The following is a 22417-nucleotide window of genomic DNA, read 5'->3' as shown; positions in this document are numbered from 1 at the left end:
ATTATTATTGATTGTCGACCAAAGCAATATATTGCTGGCAAATAGCGTTGATGCCGAACGATGATATCGTTTCGCGATCGACGGCCGGCGGCGTGGTGTAAATATCCGCCAGCGTTTTTGCCAGTGATTCGTCATTCATCTCTGTCAGCCCGCGCGCTAAAGTTCCCGTGAGGATTTCAGCGGGGCCGCCTGGGCAGTTAGTGCTCACGGGCGGCGTCTGGCAGATGATCGCTTCAACCAGCACATTACCAAAACCTTCGCAGTCGGAACTGAGCACTAACAGGCGTGCCCCATGGATCCAGGGATAGGGATTGGGCTCGAACGGGCGGAACAGGACCTTGTTAGCAATGCCCAGTTCGCTGGCAAGCTGCTGCAGTTTTTGAATTTTCGCCTCGGAACCATTTCCCATCATGACCAGCGTGGTATCCAGGCCGCTCAGTGCGAACGCCCGCAACAGGCGATCGTGACGTTTGTGCTCATGGAAGCGGCCAACGTGGATGATGTAATCCTGCCCCTGCATCTCAAAGGGAGCGTCTGCCAGACGCTGAATTTCGGGGATATCGAACGGATTGTGGATGACCGCCTGGCGGCGAAGATCGATGGCCAGCGTCTGGGACAAATCCTTCAGTACGGCAGCCGAAACGGCGACAACGTTGCGGTTTTCATAGGTATGACGAATTTTAAAATGCTTGAACCAGCGTGACAGGCCGCTTCGATGACGCAGGTAGGAGAAGGAGAACATACCGTGAACGCAGAACCAGACCTTATCGCGCTCTAACGCACTGCAATGCGCCACGATTCGGTCAGTTTTGTGCAGATGGGAGAAAATCACATCAAATTTACCGCTGCGCTCGGCTCGCTCAACCGCCTGACCCAGCAGCCGTGAGCGGCGTGGGATCTCCGTCAGCTTGCGCCAGGGTTTGGTGCACGTATCCTGAATAACCTGAAAATCGATGCCCTCCGGAATGGCGTAGTCGCACACCTTCCGCAAAGAGAAAAGGGAGACCTGGTGCCCCATTTCTATCAGTCCGCTGGAGAGTGTGAGAACCGTTTTTTCGGCGCCTCCACCGGGTAAACCATCAATAATCATTAGGATGCGCATTATTAATCCAGTAATTTTTGATAAAGCGAAATAAGCTGGCTTGAAAGTTTTTCGGGAGTCGCCTCTTTCACGCGTTCACGCGCCGCAAGCCCCATGTTGTTATTGTTGTTCAGTGAAGGGGTGGCCGCTATCGCCTCCTTCAATGTGCTGATATCAAGTGCGTCACAGGAAAAGCCGTTCTGGCCTTGCTCAATAAATTCTGCCCCACCGCAGCTGGACGACGTGATGACCGGTAAACCGCAGGCCATCGCTTCCAGTATGACGTTAGGGAAGGGATCATACAGCGTTGGCAACAGTAAACCATCGGATAGCTGGTAAAATGGCAGCGTCTCTTTTTGCATACCCAGAAAGCGAATTTGCCCTTCACAGCCTAATGACCGGGCAAGGTCGCGATAACGACGCTCTGCTTTATCCTGTCCAACCACAATCAGCCATGCCGCGGTTCCCGCAATAGCACGTATGGCGCTGGCTAACCCTTTTCGTTCAAACCCCGATCCCACGAAGCAGAACACGGTCGCGTCAGCGGGCACCCCAAACTGCTGACGCAATACCACACGTTGTACCTCTTCTACTGGAACGAAGCGGCACGAATCAATTGAATTATAAATCACATGTATCTTTTTTGCGTCAATATCAAAGTCTTCGACGATTTCGCGCTTGATCATCTCCGCATTACAGATAACGGCTTTCAACTCGGGTGCCTGATACATTTCACGTTCGGCGTTCATCACATAGCGGTGATAGCGGTCATGCATGAGCATGTGTGCACGCCAGGCGGGCAGGATACGCGCGCGCTGCAGCAGCCAGCGCCGATGCACGCCATCGCCTGCGCGATAAATGTCACAGCCTGGAATGCGCTCATGGCTTTGAACAATATCAAACTGCTGCTGTTGCCAGAGCGCGCGCGCGGCGTGAGCAAATCCGCGTTCGCGGCTGATGCGGCCCCATTTGCGCGGGTCGCAGATGTGGATATGCCAGTCGTCCTGCTTTTCGCCCTGCCATTCGCGTGTGATGACGTTGAGTTCAAGGTTTTGGTTGCTTAACGCGGTAAGGGCTCTGGAGACGAAACGTTCCGCCCCGCCATCCGGGCGATATTTTTGGCGAACAATCGCCAGACGATGGTGTTTCATTACAGGTATCTCCTTGCCGCGGAGACGACGGCTTCCACAGGAATGGCGTCGAGGTAGCGTTCTTTGGTGTTGGTATCAATGGCGTCCGGGTTGGGGAGCGGGCCGTAATCGCCTGCCCATATCACCTCCCCTTTTACCTGCCACGGCGACCAGAACGTCAGTTTGGACGGGCCAAAAAGCGCGACACACGGCGTTTGCAGCGCGGCGGCCATATGCATCGGCACGGAATCCACGCCAATAAATAATCGAGCATGATCGATGAGGGAGGCCAGCTGACGCAGCGTTAATTGGCCCGCCAGCGAGACGACGCCGGTTTTCGGCGAGGCGGCAAGAATGCGCTCAATCATCGCCATCTCTTTTTTATCCGGCCCGGCAGTCAGCACGACGGTGTGACCATCCTGCTGAAGCGCCGTAATGGTTTGCGCCATTTTGCCTTCGTCCCAGCATTTAAAGAACCAGCGCGACGTAGGCTGAATCACGATGTAGTCATCCCCCACACCCGTTTGCGCGAGCTTTTGACGTGCGTTCTCCCAGTCTTCTGAACGGTAAGCCATGGTGACGGCCGGCTGGGGAACCACCGGTAACGGTGAAAGTATGGAGAGATTTTGTTCGACGGTGTGTAACGCGTTGTGATTTGTGACGGGGGCTAATGCAGTATGGCAAAAGCGCCAGAAGGCAGTATTGCGTTTATTGAAGGCGAACCCGATACGAACAGGTGCACCGGTGAAACGCGTTACAATCGCGCTGCGCCACTGATCGGCAAGGTTGATAACCAGATGATAATGTTGCGCTCTTAACGCGCAAAGTAGCTGCCACTCTTTTAGAAGATGCTTCAATGTTCCCAGCTGCTTCCACTTACGATCGATACCATAGATGGTACCGATGGCCGGATGCGCGGCGAGCATATCGCGGGTTTCTTCATAAAGCAGCACGTCAATCTGTGCCTGCGGCCATGCCTGGCGTAACGAATCAATGACGGGTGTGGTGAGTAACATGTCGCCATGATGGCGAAGTTTGATAAGTAAAATGCGCAAATCAGGCATGTCAGGTAAGTTATTCATCATCATCTTATCAGCGTTGTACTGTTGGCAATTCTAATAGACCTGGTAACGAGTTGCACTCTTTCTCCATAATGTCAGGAATTTCTTTGCAAGGGTTTACTCCAGCTTTGTGGCGTGCGTAACATAGCGCTAACTTATCTGTCTCACGGGTTCATTATGAAAAAACCAGCGTTTATCATCACGATTGATACTGAAGGCGATAATCTCTGGCAAAACCATCGGGTTATTAAAACGGAAAACGCACGCTACCTGGCTCGGTTCCAGTCGCTCTGCGAGCGTTTTGGCTTTAAGCCCGTCTGGTTGACGAACTATGAGATGGCGATTGAACCGGTTTTCATCGCGTTTGCTAAAGACGTTATCGCCCGCGGCGCGGGGGAGGTGGGTATGCACCTTCATGCGTGGAATAGCCCGCCGGAGCACGATCTCACCGGGGATGACTGGCGCTGGCAGCCGTATCTGATTGAGTTCCCGGACGAGGTCATGCGCGAAAAAGTGCTGTTCATGACTGAGCTGCTGGAAGAGACATTTCAGACCAAAATGCTCAGCCACCGTGCCGGGCGCTGGGCGTTCGATAGCCGTTACGCCCAATTGCTGATCGAGCTGGGTTATCAGGTGGATTGTTCCGTCACGCCGCGCGTGAACTGGCGCAATGCAAAAGGTGCCCCGCAAGGAAAGGGCGGAACGAACTATCAGGCTTTTCCTGATCACGCCTACTTCATGGACGTCGAGAACATTGCCCGGCCGGGTAACAGCCCATTACTCGAAGTCCCGATGAGCATTCAGTATAAACATCCCGCCTGGCTGAACACCGTTAAGCAGGGCTACGATCGCCTTCGCGGGAAATACCGCTCGCCTTCCGTCAACTGGCTGCGTCCTTCGGGTGGCAATGCCTCGCAGATGATTCAGGTTGCGCAGCAATGTTTGTCTCAGGGAAATGACTACGTGGAATTTATGCTTCACTCGTCTGAATTTATGCCGGGCGGAAGCCCAACGTTTAAAGACGATGCGGCGATCGAAGGTTTATATCAGGATTTAGAAACGCTCTTTACCTGGTTATCGGATAAGACCGTGGGGATGACGCTGGCTGAGTTTTATCGGCACAAAAAACAGTAATGCCCGCCAGGCGGGCATGATGATTACGGGTGCTTTGGTTGCGAGAACGGCGTGCTTAACGCGAACAGCGTCATAAAGAAAATCAACGCTTCTGAGCTCAGCAATATGACATCCGTCAGGCCATAAAGCAGTAACAGAAGCATGGTGGTTAACAGCAGGCCGTTTCTGTTTCTTAGCGCGTAAACGATAACAGAAACAAACAAAAACAGCAGGATAGCCACGCCGGGAATGCCCTGCAGCGAGTATTTCTCGATAAATTCGTTGTGCAGGTGAATTCGCAAGTACCCGAGAGCAGCCGTTACATCTGAATGACCATCTTTGACATAACTTCGTGTCCACGATTCTCTGCTATCAATAGACTGGCCCAGCGGATGTGCAACGCCGTTAAAGAATCCAACTTTCCACATAGAGAAACGGGCTCCCAGGGACGTCGCATCATGCCCTTTCTGATAATTTGTTAACTCACTTTCTGTTTGTTCAATCTTTGGTGAAATTAAGGGCTTATAACTAACGATTATTATGCCTGCAACGATGCATAAGAAGATTAATAGCGGTTTTAGATGAATTTTTCTGAAATGGAGAAGCGTTAAAACGATAGCCAAAATGAGATAAAGACCCATGGCGGCACGCGTAGCAGTTAATAAAATCAGGACGTAGGAAATTAAGACAACCACTCCCGCCAGAACGTACATCTTTACATTTTTCAGAAGGTAAAGGCTATATACAAAGGCTAATGAAAGCACAGAATAGACATAGGCCGCGATGGTTGGTCGATTAATCGCCATCTCTACGCGATTGATTCCCTGTAAAGCCTGATAAAATCCATAACTTGTCGCGAGTACAAATCCTGTTGCGGTGGCGATCAGAAAATACTTCTGGAAACTTTCTTTTGTAACGTAAAGCTTAAAGCGATCCAGATAAAAAACTAAAATACTTCCAAGGATTAATTTTTTGCACGCACCAAGATAATCACTGTAAACATTGATACCAACATTATGATATTCGTATGCGAAATACCAAATAAGGTTAAGTAATCCCACCAGTAAAATAGGAAGCGCTATACTGAAAGGCCGCCATGTAATTTTTTTATATTCAAAGGCTAAACCGATAATGCTGGCATAGACGGCTATATAAAAAAATTCTCTTTGTTTTCCTGAACTAACCAGTACTAACGCCAAAGAGATAAGGCTCAGCATGAGCGTTAAATGATAAAGTCTTAACTTTATTTTTTCCATAATGCCTCAATAACCCTTTTTTTGTAACTGAAACGAACGTCGCTGGACATGAAAAATGACAAGGAATAAAGTGATTTCACCCGCTGTTTCACAAGTTGTAATTGATGCTCTGACAATAATTTTCGATGGTTGCTGTAGATGTCAAACCAGTGACAATGAATAAGATGAGTAAATTGCTGTGGAAACGTTTTTTCCATCTGCAGCGTGCATTCAACAAGCGTAGCGATTTTACTGGCGTTAAGTTGGCTCGATAAACTGTTACGACGCTTGATGTAATAATAGTATCCCTGCCGCTGGTAAAATATTTTTTGCGATTGCATCAGCATGCCAGGAAATACGGCAAAATCTTCATAGCAGATCATCGCAGGAATCGGGTTGCTTTGGTAAAGCCTGCGGTGAATGAACTGGCCAATAAGGTGGGCCTGGAAATCTTTATGCTGTAAAAAGCGTTTTATCGCATCCTGTTGAGACAAGGCGACAGGTGAAAACCCCTGCCAGTTGGCGGTGATTTTTCGTAAATCACGAACTTCCAGCAGGCGTGTCAGCACCATATCAGGACGCTGTGCTCTCAGGAACGCCACGGCATCGCTGATACTGCGAGGCTTAAGCTGGTCGTCGCTGTCGAGCATGGTGATGTATTCGCCGGATGATAGCGAGACAGCAGCGTTTCGAACACGGCCTACGTTGCGATACTCAACTTTCCGCGATATCGCATTTGGAAATTCTGGCAACCACTTCTCAATAATATCTTGCGTGGCATCGTCTGAATGGTCATTAAAGAGAATAACCTCTACCTCATCACCCGCATCCGCAATTGCATCCCGCAGGCTGTGTAGGGTGGCGTCCAAGGTATCTTCGGTATTATGCGCTGCAATAATGATGCTGAGAAAAGCCATAAAAATTAATTTCCTTGAGCATCAATGGCATGTTCGGTTGTGCGAGCAGTCTGTAGAGTCGAAATAAAGAGTTTGAGCTGGTGCAGAGATTCTTCGGTTACCGCAAACAACTCTTCTTTTGGCTGGCTGAAGTAGTAGCGTGTTTCAAAGACGTAGGAGTTAATATTGTCGTCGTTGCCAATCAATAGCACGTTGCCCAGCGGACGCTGTTCATAGTGGCAGCAAGGCCCGAACAACAACACTACCGGCACGCCGACTGCATCTGCGATATAGATATTCCCGGAATCAGACGCGATGTAGCAATCCATTTTGGAGATTGCCCACGGCAGCTCTTCAAGGGAAATCTTGCCGATGAGGTTGATGAAGTTAGGGATTTCACCGTACGCACGCGTAATATCGTCCAGCCACTCTTGCTCACTGGGTGCACCAAACACATAAAACTCGCACGGCAGATCGGCGAGCTTATCAACAATACGCTTCCAGATGACGGGCGGGACCGTTTTCGCTTTATTGCCTGCGGCAATACTGATGCCTATACGAATGACGCCGGGTTTATCAAGGACTTCCGGATAAACGGCGGGCTTAAACAGAGGCTTTGTGGCGTGCTTTGGGGAATCTTGCCACGTTAGCGAGCGGTCGGCCAGCTTCAGGTAGTTGGTGACCGACAACGTCTTTTTGCCGTGCTCAACGGTGCCGTCGGCAGTGGCATAGAAAATACCGTGGTACCACCGGCGGGTATAGGTGCTTAAGAATTGTTTATTTTTGGCATTACAGGCAGAGGCGAAAAAGAGATTTACGCTGTTGGGCTGCAGGAGATACACATTGTCATAGTCATTCATGATCCTGCAGGCAAAGCACAGCTTACGCCACAAATTACGCTTTTGTTGCTCAATAAAAAAAATCTGATCGATAGTGTCATCATGCTTCGCCAGCGCAGCCACGCTTCGGCTGATCAACACATCGCTTTTTTGCAGGTACGCCAGAAGAGGCGTGGCATTAACAAAGTCACCGATTTTGGCTGTCTGAATGACCAGGTTCTTACCCGTGTCTTTGCGAAACAGCTTCCGGATGAGTTTCACCGGGAAAAGTAAAATCAGCAGAAATACGTAACTCATGGGTTAAATATCCCTGTTGGAAAGCCGATGGCTGCTCTGTAAAAATGAAAAAATAGCATCTGCGGTAATGTCTCTCGTCTGCTGAGTAGGGCTGACCATCTGATGTTGGTTTTTACCGTAGCCGCCAATCAGCCCGGGATCGGTGGGTCCGAATAGCGTGATGTTGGGGCGATCCAATGCCGCGGTTAAGTGGCTCAGTCCCGTATCAACGGACACGACAGCCTCTGCACCTGCCAGCTCTGCAGCAACCTTTGCCAGTGTGAGCTTAGGTAACACTTCTACGTGCGAAAAACCTGCCGCTAACCGTTCTGCACGTTGGCGCTCGTGTTCAGCGCCCCAGGGCAGTTTAATATGGATGCCGGTAGGTTGCATTAATTCAATCAATCTTCGCCAGTGCGTTTCCGGCCAGTGTTTATCGTCCCGCGTTGTGGCATGGAGGAATACCACATAAGGCGTCGCACGGTTATCCGCGTCACGCTGAAAATGCTGCGATATCGCGTAATCACCCTGCGTTTCAGGCTTGCTGTAGCCGAGGCTTTTAGCAAACAGCTCCCGGGTGCGTTCCACCGCGTGTTGTTGCTTCGGGATATGATGGCGACGATTATAGAACAGGCTTGCCAGCGGCTCGCGGGCGGTTTGCCAGTCCATCCCGTGCTTTACGCCGTGCGCCAGACGCGTGACCAGCGCAGCGCTTTTCACCAGCCCCTGCGCGTCAATAATGGCGTCGTAGCGCTGAGCCTGCACCGCGTCGCGAAAGGTGTTGCGCTCGGCCTTAACCGGCGCGGAGAACCACGCCTTGCGCCAGCGGCGAATGGCAACCGGGATCACCCGGTCAACCGCGTCATGCCAGGTCGGGATTTGCGCGAAACCCTCTTCCACCACCCAGTCAAAGCGGATGCCGGGAATGGCGCGCGCGGCGTCCGTCAGGGACGGCAGCGTGTGCAGCACGTCGCCCATTGATGAGGTTTTAACGATCAATACCCGCATCTGTTATCCTTCTTCGCTCAGCAGCAGGTCGTTAAGCTCTTCGAGGACGCGCGCGGGCGTGATGTCGATCAGGCTCTGATGATAGCCTTCTGCCGCATCGCCTTTACGCACTTTATGGTAGCCGTCGATCAGGCGAATGACCCGCGCTTTATGCGACAGCGGCGGAGTAAAGTCCGGGCTGCTTGGGCCGTAAAGCGCCACCAGCGGGCGGTTCAGCGCGGCGGCGACGTGCATCAGGCCGGAGTCATTAGTGACCACGGCTTTACAGGCGGCCAGCAGGATCACCGCCTGTTCCAGCTGTGTTTCACCGGCCAGGTTGCGACACCATGCCTGCTGTTCGGTACTGAGCGTGGCGAGAATGTCGTTGCCCGCCTCGTGGTCTTTCGTCGAACCAAACAGGACGATCTGAAAGCCTTCGTCGATCAGCTGTTTTGCCAGCTCCGCGTAGTGATAGTGCGGCCAGCGTTTAGCCGGGCCAAATTCTGCGCCGGGGCAAAAGCCGATCATCGGCCGTTCGGCAGAGAGGTTAAAGGCGTTACAGGTATGGGATTTCTCTCCCTCGCTGACCTGCAACTGCGGCCAGAGCAGCGGCTGCGGCAGGTCTTTCGCGCTGCGCATCACGCCCTTGTCGTAGGCCAGCGCCACATAGCGCTCAACCATCAGCGGCCAGGCTTCTTTATCCAGCACGCGCGCGTCGTTCAGCAGGCCGTAGCGCATTTCACCGCGCCAGCCGGTGCGGTGCGGAATGCCCGCAAAGAAAGGCACGAGGGCAGATTTGAAGGAGTTAGGCAGCACCCAGGCGCGGTCATAGCGCTTTTCGCGCAGGCTATGACCGAGCTTGCGGCGTTCGCCGATTTCCAGCGCCCCGTGGCCGAGCGGCATCGGGATCGCTTCATTCACTTCCGGCATACGCGATAACAGCGGACGGCACCACGCGGGTGCCATCACGTCGATTATCGCCTGGGGATAGCGCGCCTTGAGCGTGCGATAGAGACTTTGCGACATCATCATGTCGCCCACCCAGGACGGGCCGATCACCAGTATCTTCATGCTTACTTCTTACGCGTCGCGATTCAGCCAGGCCATATACTCCGTTACGCCTTCGGTAACGGTCTTGAACGGCTTATCGTAGCCCGCAGCACGCAGGTTAGTCAGATCGGCCTGGGTGAATGCCTGATAGCGGCCTTTCAGTTTTTCCGGGAACGGAATGTACTCCAGGGTGCCTTTCTTATGCCAGGCCAGCGCGGCGTCGGCCACGGCCTGGAAGGATTCGGCGCGGCCCGTGCCCAGGTTGAAGATGCCGGATACGCCGTTTTCCCAGAACCACAGGTTCACGGCCGCGACGTCGCCCACGTAGACGAAGTCACGCTTGAAGCCGTCGCTGCCTTCAAACAGTTTCGGGCTTTCGCCGTTGTTCAACTGGGTATTCAGGTGGAACGCGACGCTCGCCATGCTGCCTTTGTGGCCTTCGCGCGGTCCGTAGACGTTAAAGTAGCGGAAGCCAACAATCTGGGAGTTCGCTTCTGGCAGGATCTGACGGACATATTCATCGAACAGGAACTTGGAGTAGCCGTAGACGTTCAGCGGCTGCTCATATTCACGGGATTCGATAAAGTCTGACGTGCGTCCGCCGTAGGTAGCCGCAGATGATGCATACAGGAACGGGATTTCACGCTCCAGGCAGTAGTGCAGCAACTCTTTGGAGTACTGATAGTTATTGTCCATCATGTACTTGCCGTCCCACTCGGTGGTGGAGGAGCATGCGCCTTCGTGGAAGATGGCTTCGATGTCGCCTAACTCTTCGCCTGCCATAATCTGGATAAGGAAATCTTCTTTATCCATGTAGTCAGCAATGTTCAGATCCACCAGGTTCACAAACTTGGTGCCGTCTTTCAGGTTGTCCACCACCAGGATGTCGGTGATGCCTTTGTCATTGAGGGCCTTAATAATATTGCTGCCGATAAAGCCCGCGCCGCCGGTAACGATGATCATAACTGTAACCTTTGAAGTGTGGAGCCCGGGGACAATCCCGGACGCTAATATTCATATCATATCATTTGTATGGCGACCCTTCAGCCATTCACCGTTATGCAGCAGGGTTACACGTGATTTATGCTGCAAAAACGACAAGAGATACTGCGTCATCTCGTCATCAAGTATAGGTTTGGGTAATATGTGCCGAAATTTGCCGAGTCTGGAGAATTGCAATGCGTGGTGATTTTTACAAACAGTTAAACAGCGACCTGGACACCGCACGTGCGGAAGGGTTGTTCAAAGAAGAACGTATTATCACGTCTGCGCAGCAGGCGGACATCACCGTTGCCGACGGCAGCCACGTGATCAACTTTTGCGCGAACAACTACTTAGGCCTGGCGAATCACCCGGAGCTGATTGCTGCTGCCAAAAATGGCATGGACACCCACGGTTTTGGGATGGCCTCCGTGCGCTTCATCTGCGGTACGCAGGACAGCCACAAGCAGCTTGAGAAAAAGCTGGCGAGCTTCCTTGGGATGGAAGACGCGATTCTGTACTCCTCCTGCTTCGACGCCAACGGCGGGCTGTTTGAGACCCTGCTCGGCGCAGACGATGCGATTATCTCCGACGCCCTGAACCACGCCTCCATCATCGACGGTGTGCGCCTGTGTAAAGCGAAGCGCTTCCGCTACGCTAACAACGACATGGCTGAGCTGGAAGCGCGCCTGAAAGAGGCGCGTGAAGCCGGTGCCCGCCATGTGCTGATTGCTACCGACGGCGTGTTCTCTATGGACGGCGTGATTGCCAACCTGAAAGGCGTGTGCGACCTGGCAGACAAATACGACGCGCTGGTGATGGTCGATGATTCTCACGCCGTCGGCTTCGTGGGTGAGAATGGCCGTGGCTCGCACGAATACTGTGAGGTGATGGGCCGCGTGGACATCATCACCGGCACGCTGGGCAAAGCGCTCGGCGGCGCGTCCGGCGGCTATACCGCTGCGCGTAAAGAGGTGGTCGAGTGGCTGCGCCAGCGCTCCCGCCCGTATCTGTTCTCCAACTCCCTGGCTCCGGCGATTGTCGCCGCCTCCATTAAGGTGCTGGAGATGGTGGAATCCGGCGCTGAGCTGCGCGACCGTCTGTGGTCCAACGCCCGCCTGTTCCGTGAAAAAATGAGTGCGGCAGGTTTCACCCTGGCCGGTGCAGACCATGCGATCATCCCGGTGATGCTGGGCGATGCGGTTGTGGCGCAAAACTTTGCCCGCGAGCTGCAAAAAGAGGGGATTTACGTCACCGGGTTCTTCTTCCCGGTGGTGCCAAAAGGTCAGGCGCGTATCCGCACCCAGATGTCTGCGGCGCATTCACCTGAACAAATTGAGCGTGCGGTGGAAGCCTTTACCCGCATCGGTAAACAGCTGGGCGTCATTGCCTGAGGACGTGTGATGAAAGCGTTATCCAAACTGAAAGCGGAAGAAGGGATTTGGATGACCGACGTGCCGGAGCCGGAAGTCGGTCATAACGATCTGCTGATCAAAATTCGTAAAACCGCCATCTGCGGTACGGACGTTCACATCTACAACTGGGATCAATGGTCACAGAACACCATTCCTGTCCCGATGGTTGTCGGGCACGAATACGTTGGTGAAGTGGTCGGTATCGGCCAGGAAGTTAAAGGCTTCAAAATTGGCGATCGCGTCTCTGGCGAAGGTCATATCACCTGTGGCCACTGTCGTAACTGCCGCGGTGGACGCACCCACTTGTGCCGCAACACCGTGGGCGTGGGTGTCAACCGTCCCGGCTGTTTTGCAGAATACCTGGTGATCCCGGCGTTTAACGCGTTCAAAATTCCGGACAACATCTCTGACGATCTGGCCTCCATCTTCGATCCGTTCGGCAACGCGGTGCATACGGCGCTCTCGTTTGACCTGGTAGGTGAGGACGTGCTGGTATCCGGCGCTGGCCCGATCGGGATTATGGCGGCGGCGGTGGCAAAACACGTGGGTGCACGCAACGTTGTGATCACCGACGTGAATGAGTATCGCCTGTCGCTGGCGCGTAAAATGGGCGTCACCCGCGCGGTGGATGTCTCTAAGGAGAACCTGAACGACGTGATGGCCGAGCTGGGCATGACCGAAGGCTTTGACGTGGGTCTGGAGATGTCCGGTGCGCCACCGGCGTTTCGCACCATGCTCGATACCATGAACCACGGCGGACGTATTGCGATGTTGGGTATTCCGCCGTCGGATATGTCTATCGACTGGAACAAGGTCATCTTCAAGGGGCTGTTCATCAAAGGCATTTATGGCCGTGAGATGTTTGAAACCTGGTACAAGATGGCGGCGCTGATCCAGTCTGGACTGGATCTGACCCCGATTATCACCCATCACTTCTCTGTCAATGAGTTCCAGAAAGGCTTTGACGCGATGCGTTCCGGCCAGTCCGGTAAAGTCATCCTGAGCTGGGATAAGTAAGAGAAAAGGGGCCTCTGGCCCCTTTTTTACTGTTTCTTTTTCTCTTCGTCCGTCAGGTAGCGCACCTTGCGGGTGTAATCCTGGCCTTTGAACAGCAGTTTGTTATCCGGCGATTCAAGATACTTCTGCCATTCGGAGAGAGGGAAACCACCGTGCGCGCCAATCACCTCTTTTGGCACAACGGCTTCCTGCCCGCCGATCTTCTTGGAGACCGGCCAGTTCATCCAGTCACCCAGATTGACCGTTTTCACATCCAGCATGTCCAGCAGCGCGGCGAGCGGCAACTGATCGGTCGGCGGCTGCGTATCATCCATCAGCTCCCAGGTATCCTGGAACAGCGTCAACCACAGCGGGCAGATGCGTCGCCAGGTCTTTTTGGTGGCGGCAAGGAAGGCACCGTTAACGTGATCGACCAGATACGGGCGCACCGTCTCTTTGTAATACGCCGGCACTTTCTCCGCGGGTGCGCCGTTGAGTTTGGCGATCATCTTGCCCTGACGGAAGCTGGAGTAGATATGCATGTCGGCCATGCTGATCTCAGGCATCTGAAGTAAATTAAGATCGGAATCGATCATTAACACGCCCTCACCGCGCGCCTGCAGCGGGGCGTTAAGCTTCACCAGACGGCTAAGATAGATTTGCTTGTAGCGATAATGCGCTTCGCGCACGGGAAGCGTGAGCGTGACAACGCGCGTTTTTAGCGGCAGTTCGCCGAAAGCGGACTCTGGCTGATCGCTAACGATAACGATCTCGCTAACGCCGGTGGCATAACGCTCGGCGAAGGTGGCCGACAGTAAAGCCTCTTCAACAAAATCTGCGCCGGTGCAGGGGATCACGATGGAATCCACCGTAACATGGCTGCAGCTGACAGGCAGGGAGGCGTAGGGAATGTTGTGTCGCCCGGTGATATGGCGGTAGCGAGCATTCAGGAATTTAAACATGTTCATCTCGTTGGGTTATTGCGCACCAAGGACGGCTTCGACACCGTTAACATAGCTTTCGATTGCATAGGCCTGGCAAACGTTCTCATGCGCAGCCGCAGCTAGCCGGGCGCGCAGGCCAGCATCGTGCCAGATATTCTCCAGATGTTCAGCAAGCAGCGAAACATCACTCCAGGGGAACAGCAAACCTGTCGACCCGTGGTCAATCAGTTCAGCCGTCCCCGTCACCTGCGAGCCAATCACCGGGATCTTGAGCAGCATGGCTTCAAGTACCACGCGCGGTAATCCTTCGCTCTTCGAGGCCAAAATAAAGGCGTCAAACGTGGCGAGGTAATCAAACGGCGTGTTCTGAAAACCGGTGAAAATCACGTTGTGTTCAATACCCAGTTCGCTGGCCTGTGCGGCAAGCGCGTGACGCTCAGCGCCTTCGCCAACCAGCACCATCTTCCATTTCGCCTCAGGATGCTTGCGGCTAAAGGTCGCCAGCGCTTCCAGCGTATGGTGATTCGCTTTACGCGGGATCAGCGACCCTATGCTGCCAAACACAAAGGTGTCATTTTCCAGGTGCAGGCGATGGCGCATGGCAAGGCGGTCGGGCAAGGGCTGGTGGATATCGATCGCGTTATTGACGGTTGTACAAAGCTCAGGGCGAACGCCATGCTCCAGCAAAACGCGCTCGACGCCATGCGAGACGGCGATAATTTTATCGGCATGGGCATTCACCAGCTTAACCAGAGGCGGGGTCAGAACGGGTTCAATGCGGCAGTGCTGAATGACGCGCGCCTGCAGTCTGGCGCCCGCCAGATATCCCTCTTCATTGGAGCCGGGCTGATTGTTCATGTACAGCGTATCAAACCCCCCTTCCCTGAAGAGAGCCTCAATGCGGCGAACGTTAGGCTGAATGCGCCACAGCGTATCAATGCGGCGCGTAAACGCCACCCGGGCGCTGCGCGAGAAAAACAGCAGACTACGGCCCAGCTCTTTCGCCACCTTCGCCCAGACAGGCTGTTTGCGCTGAGGGATGACGATCAGGGGAATATCGATACCCTTCAGTACATGCCCAATCGTCTGGCCTTCGGCCCGGCTGTAGTCGCTGTAAAAACAACAGGTAATGTCGAACTTATCGCGATCGATACGCTTTAACAGTTCGAGCATACTGTTGGTGCCTCCGCCCCATTCTTTACCGGTATCAAGGAGCAGGATTTTATATTTTTGCGGCATCTTTCTACCTTAATTGCCTGTCACTGAAGTGTTACTACTCCAGCCCTGCCACTGGTGCTGAACATATTTCACCAGCGTGCTTTGGCTTACGCTTTCCCCGATGACCGTAAAGAAGCGGGTCGCATTGACCGGCTCAAGCGGTTTTTTCGGCGCACAGCTTTTCACGCCGCGGAACGGATTTCGCGGCGCAGGGGCGGTTTGTTGTCCGCCGTTAGGTGTGGACGTATCGACCTGCGGCTCATTGAGCAGATCGCTCGGGCGCACCAGGGTGATATCGGCAGGCAGCGTCGGCAACATTTGCTGCAAAACGCGCACCGTGGACGGATGCGGGTGGCCAATGGCGATCGCCGAGCCATTCCGGCGGGCCAGTTGCACCGCCCGGTTAAACTGTACGCGGATGTCCGCTTCGTTCTGGGTATCGTCCAGGAACACTTTGCGCTTAATCACCTTCACGCCCGTTCCCTGCGCGGCGCGCATGGCCTGACTGTTGCCAATGGTCATGCTGTCGAGGAAATAGAGATTGTAGCGCTCAAGCGACTGCATAACCTTCAGCATACCGTACAGGCTGGAGGTCATCGCGCTACCCATATGGTTGTTCAGCCCCACCGCATACGGCACTTTGTTGTAGGCGTCGCGGATGATGCGATCGATCTCATCGCTGCTCATCTCGGGGCGTAAGGTGTCTTTTTCCAGCGGCTGCTTGCTGAGCGGGGCCATGGGCAGGTGGATCAACACCTGATGGCCGCTATTGTGGGCTTTGGTTGCCATCTCCCGCGCGTGTGGCGCATTGGGGAGGACGGCAACAGAGATGGCTGACGGCATCGCCAGCACCTGGTTTTCGTAGTGTGGACGATAACCGAAGTCATCAATCACGATGGCGAGTTTGCCTGCATATACCGGTGCAGCCAGCGCCAGTGCGCTGGCGACGGAGAGAATCAATCGACGAAATTGAAGCAAAACTTATCTTCCCAACCACGGCTGTGGATTGACCGCCTGACCCTGGCGACGAATTTCGAAATAGAGTGACGGGCGGCCCTGACCGCCACTGCTGCCCACAAGGGCGATGGGTTGACCGGCGCGCACCTGAGTGCCGACGCTGACCAGCGCGCTCTGGTTGTAGCCGTACAGGCTCATGTCGCCTTTACCGTGCTCCACCACGACCACCAGCCCGTAACCCTGCAGCCAGTCGGCCAGGATCACGCGGCCATCGGCGATGGCTTTCACTTCGCTACCCTCAGACGCACCGATAACGATCCCTTTCCAACGTAGCTCACCCTGCAGCTGTTCGCCATAACGATGGAGGAGAGTCCCGCGTACCGGCCAGTAGGCCTGCCCGCGCGGGGAGCCAAGCCCACCGGTGCGAGACATCAGGGAGCGTTCGTTTTCAGTGGGTTTGTAGGTAGTGCCTTTACGCGAGGCTTCTTGCTGTTTGTTGCGCACGACCTGGGCTTCACGCGCCTCTTTCTCGGCGCGCGCTTTGGCGGCCGCTTCGGCGCGGGCGATGCTGTTGCGCAGTTTGGATTCGTTGGCGCGCATTTCGCTCAGCTGGCTTTGGCCCTGCTGAATGGAGGACTCAAGCCCGGACAGGGTTTTCTTACGCTCGTTGCGCGCCTGCTCCAGCTTCGCCTGCTGGGCCTGCTGTTCGTAAAGCAGCGTCTGCTGCTGGCTCTGCTTCTCTTCCAGCTCGGCTTTCTGGCTGGTGACCTCTTCGCGCGTCTGCTTAAGCTGGGCGATGGTCTCCTGACGGGCCTGGTTTAAATAGCCGAAGTAAGCCTGTAAACGCTGGCCGCGCTGGCTCTCTTCACCGCTGAGGATTAGCTGAAGGCCGGTGTGTTCACCCTGACGGAAGGCCGCATCAAGCTGAGCCGCAAGCGTGCGCTCCTGCGCGTCGCGCTGGCGCTCCAGTCGCGCAATCGACGCGTTCATTTCGTCGATCTGCTTATTCAACTGGGCGAGCGTGTTCTGGGTTTCACGTAGCTTACGCGCGGCGGCGGAGATAGCCTCTTCCTGCTTCTTAAGCTGGGCAAGTAAAGCGGCGCGTTGCTGTTGCTGCTGGCGTACCGCGCGCTCTTTGGCGGCGATATCGGCCTGAATAGATTTGAGCTGGTCGCGGTCATCCGCGTGGGCGGACGTGGCGCACAGCAATACGCCAGCGCTGAGCGCGCTGGCGTAAAGCAGAGGTCTGACTGATAGCCGAAGCGGCTTCACGACCCATGTGATTGAAAAAATCGCCTTTCCCCTCATGGGGAGCGATTATTCCACGATGAACAGCGGCTTACCAGTCATCTCTTCAGGGATCGGCATGCCCATCAGCGTCAACATGGTTGGCGCGATGTCGGAAAGCTTACCGCCTTCCACTGCTTTCACTGATTTATCACCAACATAAATCAATGGAACCGGCAGGTTGGTGTGGGCAGTGTGCGCCTGGCCGGTCGCCGGATCGCGCATCTGCTCTGCGTTACCGTGGTCAGCGGTGATCAACAGCTGGCCGCCAACGGATTCAACGGCTTTCGCCACCTGCTCAACGCAGTGGTCCAGCGCTTCAACCGCTTTAACCGCCGCGTCCATCACGCCGGTGTGACCCACCATATCGCCATTCGGGTAGTTACAGATGATGGTGTCGTACTTGCCGCTTTCGATGGCCGCTACCAGCTTTTCAGTCAGCTCGGCAGAGCTCATTTCTGGCTGCAGATCGTAGGTCGCGACTTTTGGTGAGTTAATCAGAATACGCTCTTCGCCTTTAAACGGCTCTTCGACACCGCCGTTAAAGAAGAAGGTGACGTGAGCATATTTCTCGGTTTCGGAGATACGCAGCTGCGTCTTGTCGTTTTTCGCCATCCATTCACCGAAGGTGTTCGCCAGCGATGCCGGTGGATAGGCGCAAGGAGCCTTGATGTCGGCAGCGTATTCGGTCAACTGGATGAAATCGAGAGCCACCACTTTCTTACGGGCGAAACCGTCGAAATCGCTATTCACGAATGCACGGGTGATTTCGCGCGCGCGGTCAGCACGGAAGTTCATGAAGATCAGCGCATCGCCGTCTTCCATCGCCGCATCGGCCTGGCCTTCAGCGCGGATCACGGTTGCTTTCACAAACTCGTCGTTTTCATCACGCGCGTAAGCCGCTTCCAGGCCTTCAACCGCGGTAGCGAACTGGAATTCACCTTTCGCCAGGGTCATCAGGTCATAGGCTTGCTCAACGCGATCCCAGCGGTTGTCGCGGTCCATGGCGTAGTAACGGCCAATAAGGGAAGCTACGCGGCCTTTACCCAGCGCAGCGAATTTCGCTTCAAACGCTTCCAGCGAGCCTTTCGCGCTGCGAGGCGGGGTGTCGCGGCCGTCGAGGAAAGCGTGCAGATAGATTTTTTCCGCGCCGCGCTCGGCTGCCAGTTCAACCATCGCCATGATGTGGTCTTCGTGGCTGTGAACGCCGCCCGCAGAGAGCAGACCCATGATGTGAACGGCTTTGCCTGCCGCGACGGCTTTATCCACGGCACCCGTCAGCGTTGGGTTGGCAAAGAAGGTGCGTTCTTTGATTTCAACATCCAGGCGGGTCAGATCCTGGTAAACGATACGGCCAGCGCCCAGGTTAACGTGTCCAACTTCGGAGTTACCCATCTGGCGATCCGGCAGACCCACTTCCAGGCCTGATGCGTCAATCAGGGTGTGGGGACGTTTTGCCCACAGCGCATCCATGACCGGGGTTTTAGCGTTGAAAATGGCGTTATCCTGGCTCTCCTCGCGATAGCCATAGCCATCCAGAATTACCAGTACCATAGGTTTTTTAGAAACCGACATTGCGACAACCTCATGCTCAAGAGACGAAAAATATGCGTAATTTTACTACAGCTGAATCGATCAAATAGCCGCAGAAGATCAAAGAAAGGAGAGGGGCAAGGCGCTTCTGGGGTCATTTTGAGGCTTTTTTTTCGTGGCATGCCGCAGAAAATCGATTAGCTTATTGTCGCTGGCTGTATTTGCCACAACGCACAGGTATACTCCTGTCCTGGTTTTTTTATCACTTAGTCGGGAGTTGTTACCCCCCATGCAAGAAATTATGCAATTTGTTAGCCGCCACCCGGTTCTGAGCATCGCGTGGATTGGCCTGCTGGCCGCCGTATTGTTCACGACCTTTAAGGGGCTAACGTCTAAAATTAAGGTGATCACCCGGGGTGAAGCCACGCGTCTGATTAACAAAGAAGATGCCGTGGTGGTCGATCTGCGTCAGCGTGATGATTTCCGCAAGGGCCACATCGCCGGTGCGATCAATCTGCTGCCCGCTGAAATCAAAGCCAACAACGTCGGTGAGCTTGATAAGCATAAAGCCCAGCCGATTATCGTTGTTGACGCGACCGGCATGCAGGCGCAGGAATCTGCCAGCCTGCTGCATAAAGCGGGCTTCGAAAACGTCTCTGTGCTGAAAGAAGGTATTTCCGGCTGGAGCGGGGAAAACCTTCCTTTGGTTCGCGGTAAATAAGGAGTTAAGTGATGGCCAATATCGAGATCTACACCAAAGCAACGTGTCCGTTCTGCCACCGTGCAAAAGCGCTGCTGAACAGCAAAGGCGTAACCTTCCAGGAACTGCCGATTGATGGTGACGCGATCAAACGCGAAGAGATGATTCAACGTAGTGGTCGCACGACGGTTCCGCAGATTTTTATTGATGCGCAGCACATTGGCGGCTGTGATGACTTGTATGCGCTCGACGCCAGCGGCGGACTCGATCCTCTGCTGCGCTAAGAGACTTTAGGACAATTAAAAAGGGTTTTTCCATGTCAGAACAAAACAACACCGAAATGAGTTTCCAGATCCAGCGTATCTATACCAAAGATGTCTCTTTCGAAGCGCCAAATGCGCCGCACGTTTTCCAGAAAGATTGGCAGCCAGAGGTTAAACTTGATCTTGATACCGCATCCACCCAGCTGGCGGATGACGTGTATGAAGTCGTACTGCGCGTGACTGTGACCGCTTCACTGGGCGAAGAAACTGCATTCCTGTGCGAAGTACAGCAGGGCGGCATCTTCTCCATCGGCGGTATCGAAGGTAACCAGATGGCGCATTGCCTGGGTGCATACTGCCCGAACATCCTGTTCCCGTATGCCCGTGAATGCATCACCAGCCTGGTCTCTCGCGGTACGTTCCCGCAACTGAACCTTGCGCCAGTTAACTTTGATGCGCTGTTCATGAACTATCTGCAGCAGCAGTCTGGCGAAGGTGCCGAACAACATCAGGATGCCTGATGAGCACTGTTAATGCTTCAATGACTGTGATCGGTGCCGGCTCATACGGCACCGCTCTTGCTATCACCCTGGCAAGAAATGGTCACGACGTGGTCCTGTGGGGCCACGATCCCAAACATATCGCGACGTTGCAACACGACCGCTGCAATGTGGCGTTTCTTCCGGACGTTCCGTTCCCTGACTCCCTGCACCTCGAAAGCGACCTCGCGACCGCGCTGGCCGCCAGCCGCAACATTCTGATTGTGGTGCCAAGCCATGTCTTTGGCCAGGTGCTGCGTCAGGTTAAGCCGCTGATGCGCCCCGATGCGCGCGTGGTGTGGGCGACGAAAGGGCTCGAAGCAGAAACCGGACGCCTGCTGCAGGACGTTGCCCGCGAAGCGCTGGGCGATGCCATTCCGCTAGCGGTGATTTCCGGGCCGACGTTTGCCAAAGAGCTGGCCGCTGGCCTGCCGACGGCCATCTCGCTGGCCTCAACCGACCAGGCGTTCTCAGACGATCTCCAGCAACTGCTGCACTGCGGCAAGAGCTTCCGCGTGTACAGCAACCCGGATTTCATCGGCGTTCAACTGGGCGGCGCGGTAAAAAACGTGATTGCGATCGGTGCCGGAATGTCAGACGGCATTGGGTTTGGCGCAAACGCCCGTACGGCGCTGATCACCCGTGGCCTGACCGAGATGTCGCGTCTTGGCGCGGCGCTGGGTGCCGACCCGTCCACCTTTATGGGGATGGCCGGTCTGGGCGATCTGGTGCTGACGTGTACCGACAACCAGTCGCGTAACCGCCGCTTTGGCATGATGCTTGGGCAAGGCATGGATGTACAAGGCGCGCAGGAGAAGATTGGTCAGGTGGTGGAAGGTTACCGCAATACGAAAGAAGTCCGCGAGTTGGCACACCGTTTTGGTGTCGAAATGCCAATAACCGAGGAAATTTATCAGGTATTGTATTGCGGAAAAAATGCGCGCGAGGCAGCATTGACCCTGTTAGGTCGTTCGCGCAAGGACGAGCGCAGCAGCAACTAGCCGCAGGGAACCGTTGTCACCCAACGATACGGCCAGCAGAGACTGGCCGATCGTACTATTACGTCTGGAGCAAGCAATGCCGTGTGAAGAACTGGATATCGTCTGGAACAATATTAAAGCCGAAGCGCGAGCTTTAGCTGACTGCGAGCCCATGCTGGCCAGTTTCTACCACGCGACGCTGCTCAAGCACGAAAACCTCGGTAGCGCCCTGAGCTACATGCTCGCCAACAAGCTGGCCTCCTCAATCATGCCGGCTATTGCCATCCGCGAAGTGGTGGAAGAGGCCTATGCCGCCGACCCGGAGATGATCGCCTCTGCCGCCTGCGATATTCAGGCCGTGCGCACGCGCGATCCGGCTGTCGACAAATATTCTACGCCGCTGCTGTACCTTAAGGGCTTCCACGCGCTGCAGGCCTACCGCATCGGCCACTGGTTGTGGAACGAGGGCCGCCGCGCGCTGGCTATCTTTCTGCAAAACCAGGTTTCCGTGACCTTCCAGGTAGATATTCACCCGGCGGCGAAAATTGGCCGTGGGATCATGCTCGATCATGCCACCGGCATCGTGGTGGGTGAAACGGCGGTGATCGAAGATGACGTCTCGATTCTGCAATCGGTGACCCTGGGCGGTACCGGGAAAACCAGCGGCGATCGCCATCCGAAGATCCGTGAAGGGGTGATGATTGGCGCGGGTGCCAAGATCCTCGGCAACATTGAAGTGGGGCGCGGCGCGAAAATCGGCGCGGGTTCCGTGGTGCTGCAGCCCGTTCCACCGCACACCACCGCCGCTGGCGTACCGGCGCGCATCGTCGGTAAGCCAGACAGCGAAAAACCGTCAATGGACATGGATCAGCATTTCAACGGCATTCACCACACCTTCGAGTATGGTGACGGTATCTGAGTCTCTGCCCGGTGGCG

Annotated in this window: 22 protein-coding genes; 8 read left to right on the top strand and 14 right to left on the bottom strand. The window is 54.7% G+C overall.

Translation table 11 applies throughout. From position 1 onward, the window contains the following. Positions 1 to 4 precede the first annotated feature (4 nt). From QLG21_RS14665 to rfaQ, 3 genes are read right to left on the bottom strand one after another with little or no spacing between them, the layout of a single operon-like run. Positions 5 to 1102: a glycosyltransferase gene (locus QLG21_RS14665; protein WP_282484690.1), complete on the bottom strand. Its 1098-nt coding sequence runs from the start codon at positions 1100 to 1102 to the stop codon at positions 5 to 7. 2 nt (positions 1103 to 1104) lie between these two features. Continuing rightward, positions 1105 to 2232: a glycosyltransferase family 4 protein gene (locus QLG21_RS14660; protein WP_282484689.1), complete on the bottom strand. Its 1128-nt coding sequence runs from the start codon at positions 2230 to 2232 to the stop codon at positions 1105 to 1107. Next, positions 2232 to 3299 carry a putative lipopolysaccharide heptosyltransferase III gene (gene rfaQ / locus QLG21_RS14655; RefSeq protein ID WP_282484688.1) on the bottom strand — a complete coding sequence of 356 codons (1068 nt, stop codon included), beginning with the start codon at positions 3297 to 3299 and terminating at the stop codon, positions 2232 to 2234. Before rfaQ ends, QLG21_RS14660 begins: the two co-directional genes overlap by 1 nt. Positions 3300 to 3449: 150 nt before the next feature. Here rfaQ and QLG21_RS14650 point away from each other — a divergent pair, with 150 nt between their 5' ends. Beyond that, complete coding sequence (locus tag QLG21_RS14650) at positions 3450 to 4406, top strand: polysaccharide deacetylase family protein (protein WP_282484687.1); 957 nt, start codon at positions 3450 to 3452, stop codon at positions 4404 to 4406. 23 nt (positions 4407 to 4429) lie between these two features. Here the strand turns inward: QLG21_RS14650 and QLG21_RS14645 are convergent, their stop codons facing one another. Genes QLG21_RS14645 through rfaD form a run of 6 tightly spaced genes read right to left on the bottom strand, consistent with a single transcriptional unit; the run spans position 4430 to position 10631 of the window. Further along, the gene (locus QLG21_RS14645; RefSeq protein ID WP_137903425.1) at positions 4430 to 5641 is read right to left on the bottom strand and encodes an O-antigen ligase family protein; all 1212 of its coding nucleotides are present in this window, start codon (positions 5639 to 5641) and stop codon (positions 4430 to 4432) included. Continuing rightward, the gene (locus tag QLG21_RS14640) at positions 5629 to 6537 is read right to left on the bottom strand and encodes a glycosyltransferase family 2 protein (protein WP_282484686.1); all 909 of its coding nucleotides are present in this window, start codon (positions 6535 to 6537) and stop codon (positions 5629 to 5631) included. Before QLG21_RS14640 ends, QLG21_RS14645 begins: the two co-directional genes overlap by 13 nt. Before the next feature lie 5 nt (positions 6538 to 6542). Continuing rightward, the gene (locus tag QLG21_RS14635; RefSeq protein ID WP_282484685.1) at positions 6543 to 7652 is read right to left on the bottom strand and encodes a glycosyltransferase family 9 protein; all 1110 of its coding nucleotides are present in this window, start codon (positions 7650 to 7652) and stop codon (positions 6543 to 6545) included. Positions 7653 to 7655: 3 nt separating this feature from the next. Then, positions 7656 to 8639 (bottom strand): lipopolysaccharide heptosyltransferase RfaC, encoded by a 984-nt coding sequence (gene rfaC / locus QLG21_RS14630; protein WP_282484684.1) that lies wholly within the window; start codon positions 8637 to 8639, stop codon positions 7656 to 7658. Between the two features lie 3 nt (positions 8640 to 8642). Then, positions 8643 to 9689: an ADP-heptose--LPS heptosyltransferase RfaF gene (gene rfaF / locus QLG21_RS14625; RefSeq protein WP_101736779.1), complete on the bottom strand. Its 1047-nt coding sequence runs from the start codon at positions 9687 to 9689 to the stop codon at positions 8643 to 8645. Between the two features lie 9 nt (positions 9690 to 9698). Next, entirely contained in the window at positions 9699 to 10631 is a 933-nt protein-coding gene (gene rfaD / locus QLG21_RS14620) for an ADP-glyceromanno-heptose 6-epimerase (protein ID WP_282484683.1), read from the bottom strand. A gap of 215 nt (positions 10632 to 10846) precedes the next feature. On the opposite strand from rfaD, the gene kbl reads away from it, so the two are divergent. Beyond that, positions 10847 to 12043, top strand: a complete 1197-nt coding sequence (kbl, locus tag QLG21_RS14615) for a glycine C-acetyltransferase (RefSeq protein WP_282484682.1) — start codon at positions 10847 to 10849, stop codon at positions 12041 to 12043. A 9-nt stretch (positions 12044 to 12052) separates the two neighbouring features. Next, complete coding sequence (gene tdh, locus QLG21_RS14610) at positions 12053 to 13081, top strand: L-threonine 3-dehydrogenase (protein WP_282484681.1); 1029 nt, start codon at positions 12053 to 12055, stop codon at positions 13079 to 13081. A gap of 26 nt (positions 13082 to 13107) precedes the next feature. Here tdh and QLG21_RS14605 read toward each other — a convergent pair whose 3' ends face one another. Genes QLG21_RS14605 through gpmM form a run of 5 tightly spaced genes read right to left on the bottom strand, consistent with a single transcriptional unit; the run spans position 13108 to position 19041 of the window. Next, positions 13108 to 14022 carry a hypothetical protein gene (locus QLG21_RS14605; protein ID WP_282484680.1) on the bottom strand — a complete coding sequence of 305 codons (915 nt, stop codon included), beginning with the start codon at positions 14020 to 14022 and terminating at the stop codon, positions 13108 to 13110. Positions 14023 to 14037: 15 nt separating this feature from the next. Then, positions 14038 to 15243, bottom strand: coding sequence for a glycosyltransferase (locus QLG21_RS14600; protein WP_282484679.1), 1206 nt, complete (start codon positions 15241 to 15243; stop codon positions 14038 to 14040). Between the two features lie 9 nt (positions 15244 to 15252). Beyond that, a complete protein-coding gene (locus tag QLG21_RS14595; protein ID WP_137903432.1) occupies positions 15253 to 16200 on the bottom strand; it encodes a divergent polysaccharide deacetylase family protein in 948 nt (315 codons plus the stop codon). A 3-nt stretch (positions 16201 to 16203) separates the two neighbouring features. Then, positions 16204 to 17463, bottom strand: a complete 1260-nt coding sequence (envC, locus tag QLG21_RS14590; protein ID WP_233500347.1) for a murein hydrolase activator EnvC — start codon at positions 17461 to 17463, stop codon at positions 16204 to 16206. Between the two features lie 33 nt (positions 17464 to 17496). Beyond that, positions 17497 to 19041, bottom strand: a complete 1545-nt coding sequence (gpmM, locus tag QLG21_RS14585; RefSeq protein ID WP_202561464.1) for a 2,3-bisphosphoglycerate-independent phosphoglycerate mutase — start codon at positions 19039 to 19041, stop codon at positions 17497 to 17499. Positions 19042 to 19288: 247 nt separating this feature from the next. On the opposite strand from gpmM, the gene QLG21_RS14580 reads away from it, so the two are divergent. The 5 genes from QLG21_RS14580 (at position 19289) to cysE (ending at position 22400) form a co-directional block, all read left to right on the top strand. Beyond that, entirely contained in the window at positions 19289 to 19720 is a 432-nt protein-coding gene (locus tag QLG21_RS14580; protein WP_006177745.1) for a rhodanese-like domain-containing protein, read from the top strand. Positions 19721 to 19731: 11 nt separating this feature from the next. Beyond that, complete coding sequence (gene grxC, locus QLG21_RS14575; protein WP_058610502.1) at positions 19732 to 19983, top strand: glutaredoxin 3; 252 nt, start codon at positions 19732 to 19734, stop codon at positions 19981 to 19983. Between the two features lie 32 nt (positions 19984 to 20015). Next, complete coding sequence (gene secB / locus QLG21_RS14570) at positions 20016 to 20483, top strand: protein-export chaperone SecB (RefSeq protein ID WP_006177747.1); 468 nt, start codon at positions 20016 to 20018, stop codon at positions 20481 to 20483. Further along, positions 20483 to 21502 carry an NAD(P)H-dependent glycerol-3-phosphate dehydrogenase gene (gene gpsA, locus QLG21_RS14565; RefSeq protein WP_006177748.1) on the top strand — a complete coding sequence of 340 codons (1020 nt, stop codon included), beginning with the start codon at positions 20483 to 20485 and terminating at the stop codon, positions 21500 to 21502. The genes secB and gpsA overlap by 1 nt, the downstream gene beginning before the upstream one ends. Positions 21503 to 21578: 76 nt before the next feature. Further along, positions 21579 to 22400: a serine O-acetyltransferase gene (cysE, locus tag QLG21_RS14560; protein ID WP_006177749.1), complete on the top strand. Its 822-nt coding sequence runs from the start codon at positions 21579 to 21581 to the stop codon at positions 22398 to 22400. Positions 22401 to 22417 lie beyond the last annotated feature (17 nt).

This window comes from Enterobacter sp. V87_3, assembly GCF_029967835.1.
GTDB lineage: Bacteria > Pseudomonadota > Gammaproteobacteria > Enterobacterales > Enterobacteriaceae > Enterobacter > Enterobacter cancerogenus.
The sequence above is the reverse complement of the archived record's forward strand: the minus strand, read 5'-3'. Positions and strand labels throughout refer to the sequence as shown.

Excerpts from the sequence above, each read along its gene's own strand:
- QLG21_RS14580 (WP_006177745.1), top strand. The coding sequence starts at position 19,289 with ATGCAAGAAATTATGCAATTTGTTAGCCGCCACCCGGTTCTGAGCATC.
- rfaD (WP_282484683.1), bottom strand. The coding sequence starts at position 10,631 with ATGATCATCGTTACCGGCGGCGCGGGCTTTATCGGCAGCAATATTATT.
- tdh (WP_282484681.1), top strand. The coding sequence starts at position 12,053 with ATGAAAGCGTTATCCAAACTGAAAGCGGAAGAAGGGATTTGGATGACC.
- QLG21_RS14640 (WP_282484686.1), bottom strand. The coding sequence starts at position 6,537 with ATGGCTTTTCTCAGCATCATTATTGCAGCGCATAATACCGAAGATACC.
- rfaF (WP_101736779.1), bottom strand. The coding sequence starts at position 9,689 with ATGAAGATACTGGTGATCGGCCCGTCCTGGGTGGGCGACATGATGATG.
- kbl (WP_282484682.1), top strand. The coding sequence starts at position 10,847 with ATGCGTGGTGATTTTTACAAACAGTTAAACAGCGACCTGGACACCGCA.
- QLG21_RS14605 (WP_282484680.1), bottom strand. The coding sequence starts at position 14,022 with ATGTTTAAATTCCTGAATGCTCGCTACCGCCATATCACCGGGCGACAC.
- secB (WP_006177747.1), top strand. The coding sequence starts at position 20,016 with ATGTCAGAACAAAACAACACCGAAATGAGTTTCCAGATCCAGCGTATC.
- gpmM (WP_202561464.1), bottom strand. The coding sequence starts at position 19,041 with ATGTCGGTTTCTAAAAAACCTATGGTACTGGTAATTCTGGATGGCTAT.
- QLG21_RS14650 (WP_282484687.1), top strand. The coding sequence starts at position 3,450 with ATGAAAAAACCAGCGTTTATCATCACGATTGATACTGAAGGCGATAAT.
- QLG21_RS14645 (WP_137903425.1), bottom strand. The coding sequence starts at position 5,641 with ATGGAAAAAATAAAGTTAAGACTTTATCATTTAACGCTCATGCTGAGC.
- QLG21_RS14635 (WP_282484685.1), bottom strand. The coding sequence starts at position 7,652 with ATGAGTTACGTATTTCTGCTGATTTTACTTTTCCCGGTGAAACTCATC.
- rfaQ (WP_282484688.1), bottom strand. The coding sequence starts at position 3,299 with ATGATGATGAATAACTTACCTGACATGCCTGATTTGCGCATTTTACTT.
- gpsA (WP_006177748.1), top strand. The coding sequence starts at position 20,483 with ATGAGCACTGTTAATGCTTCAATGACTGTGATCGGTGCCGGCTCATAC.
- QLG21_RS14665 (WP_282484690.1), bottom strand. The coding sequence starts at position 1,102 with ATGCGCATCCTAATGATTATTGATGGTTTACCCGGTGGAGGCGCCGAA.
- QLG21_RS14660 (WP_282484689.1), bottom strand. The coding sequence starts at position 2,232 with ATGAAACACCATCGTCTGGCGATTGTTCGCCAAAAATATCGCCCGGAT.
- grxC (WP_058610502.1), top strand. The coding sequence starts at position 19,732 with ATGGCCAATATCGAGATCTACACCAAAGCAACGTGTCCGTTCTGCCAC.
- QLG21_RS14600 (WP_282484679.1), bottom strand. The coding sequence starts at position 15,243 with ATGCCGCAAAAATATAAAATCCTGCTCCTTGATACCGGTAAAGAATGG.
- cysE (WP_006177749.1), top strand. The coding sequence starts at position 21,579 with ATGCCGTGTGAAGAACTGGATATCGTCTGGAACAATATTAAAGCCGAA.
- rfaC (WP_282484684.1), bottom strand. The coding sequence starts at position 8,639 with ATGCGGGTATTGATCGTTAAAACCTCATCAATGGGCGACGTGCTGCAC.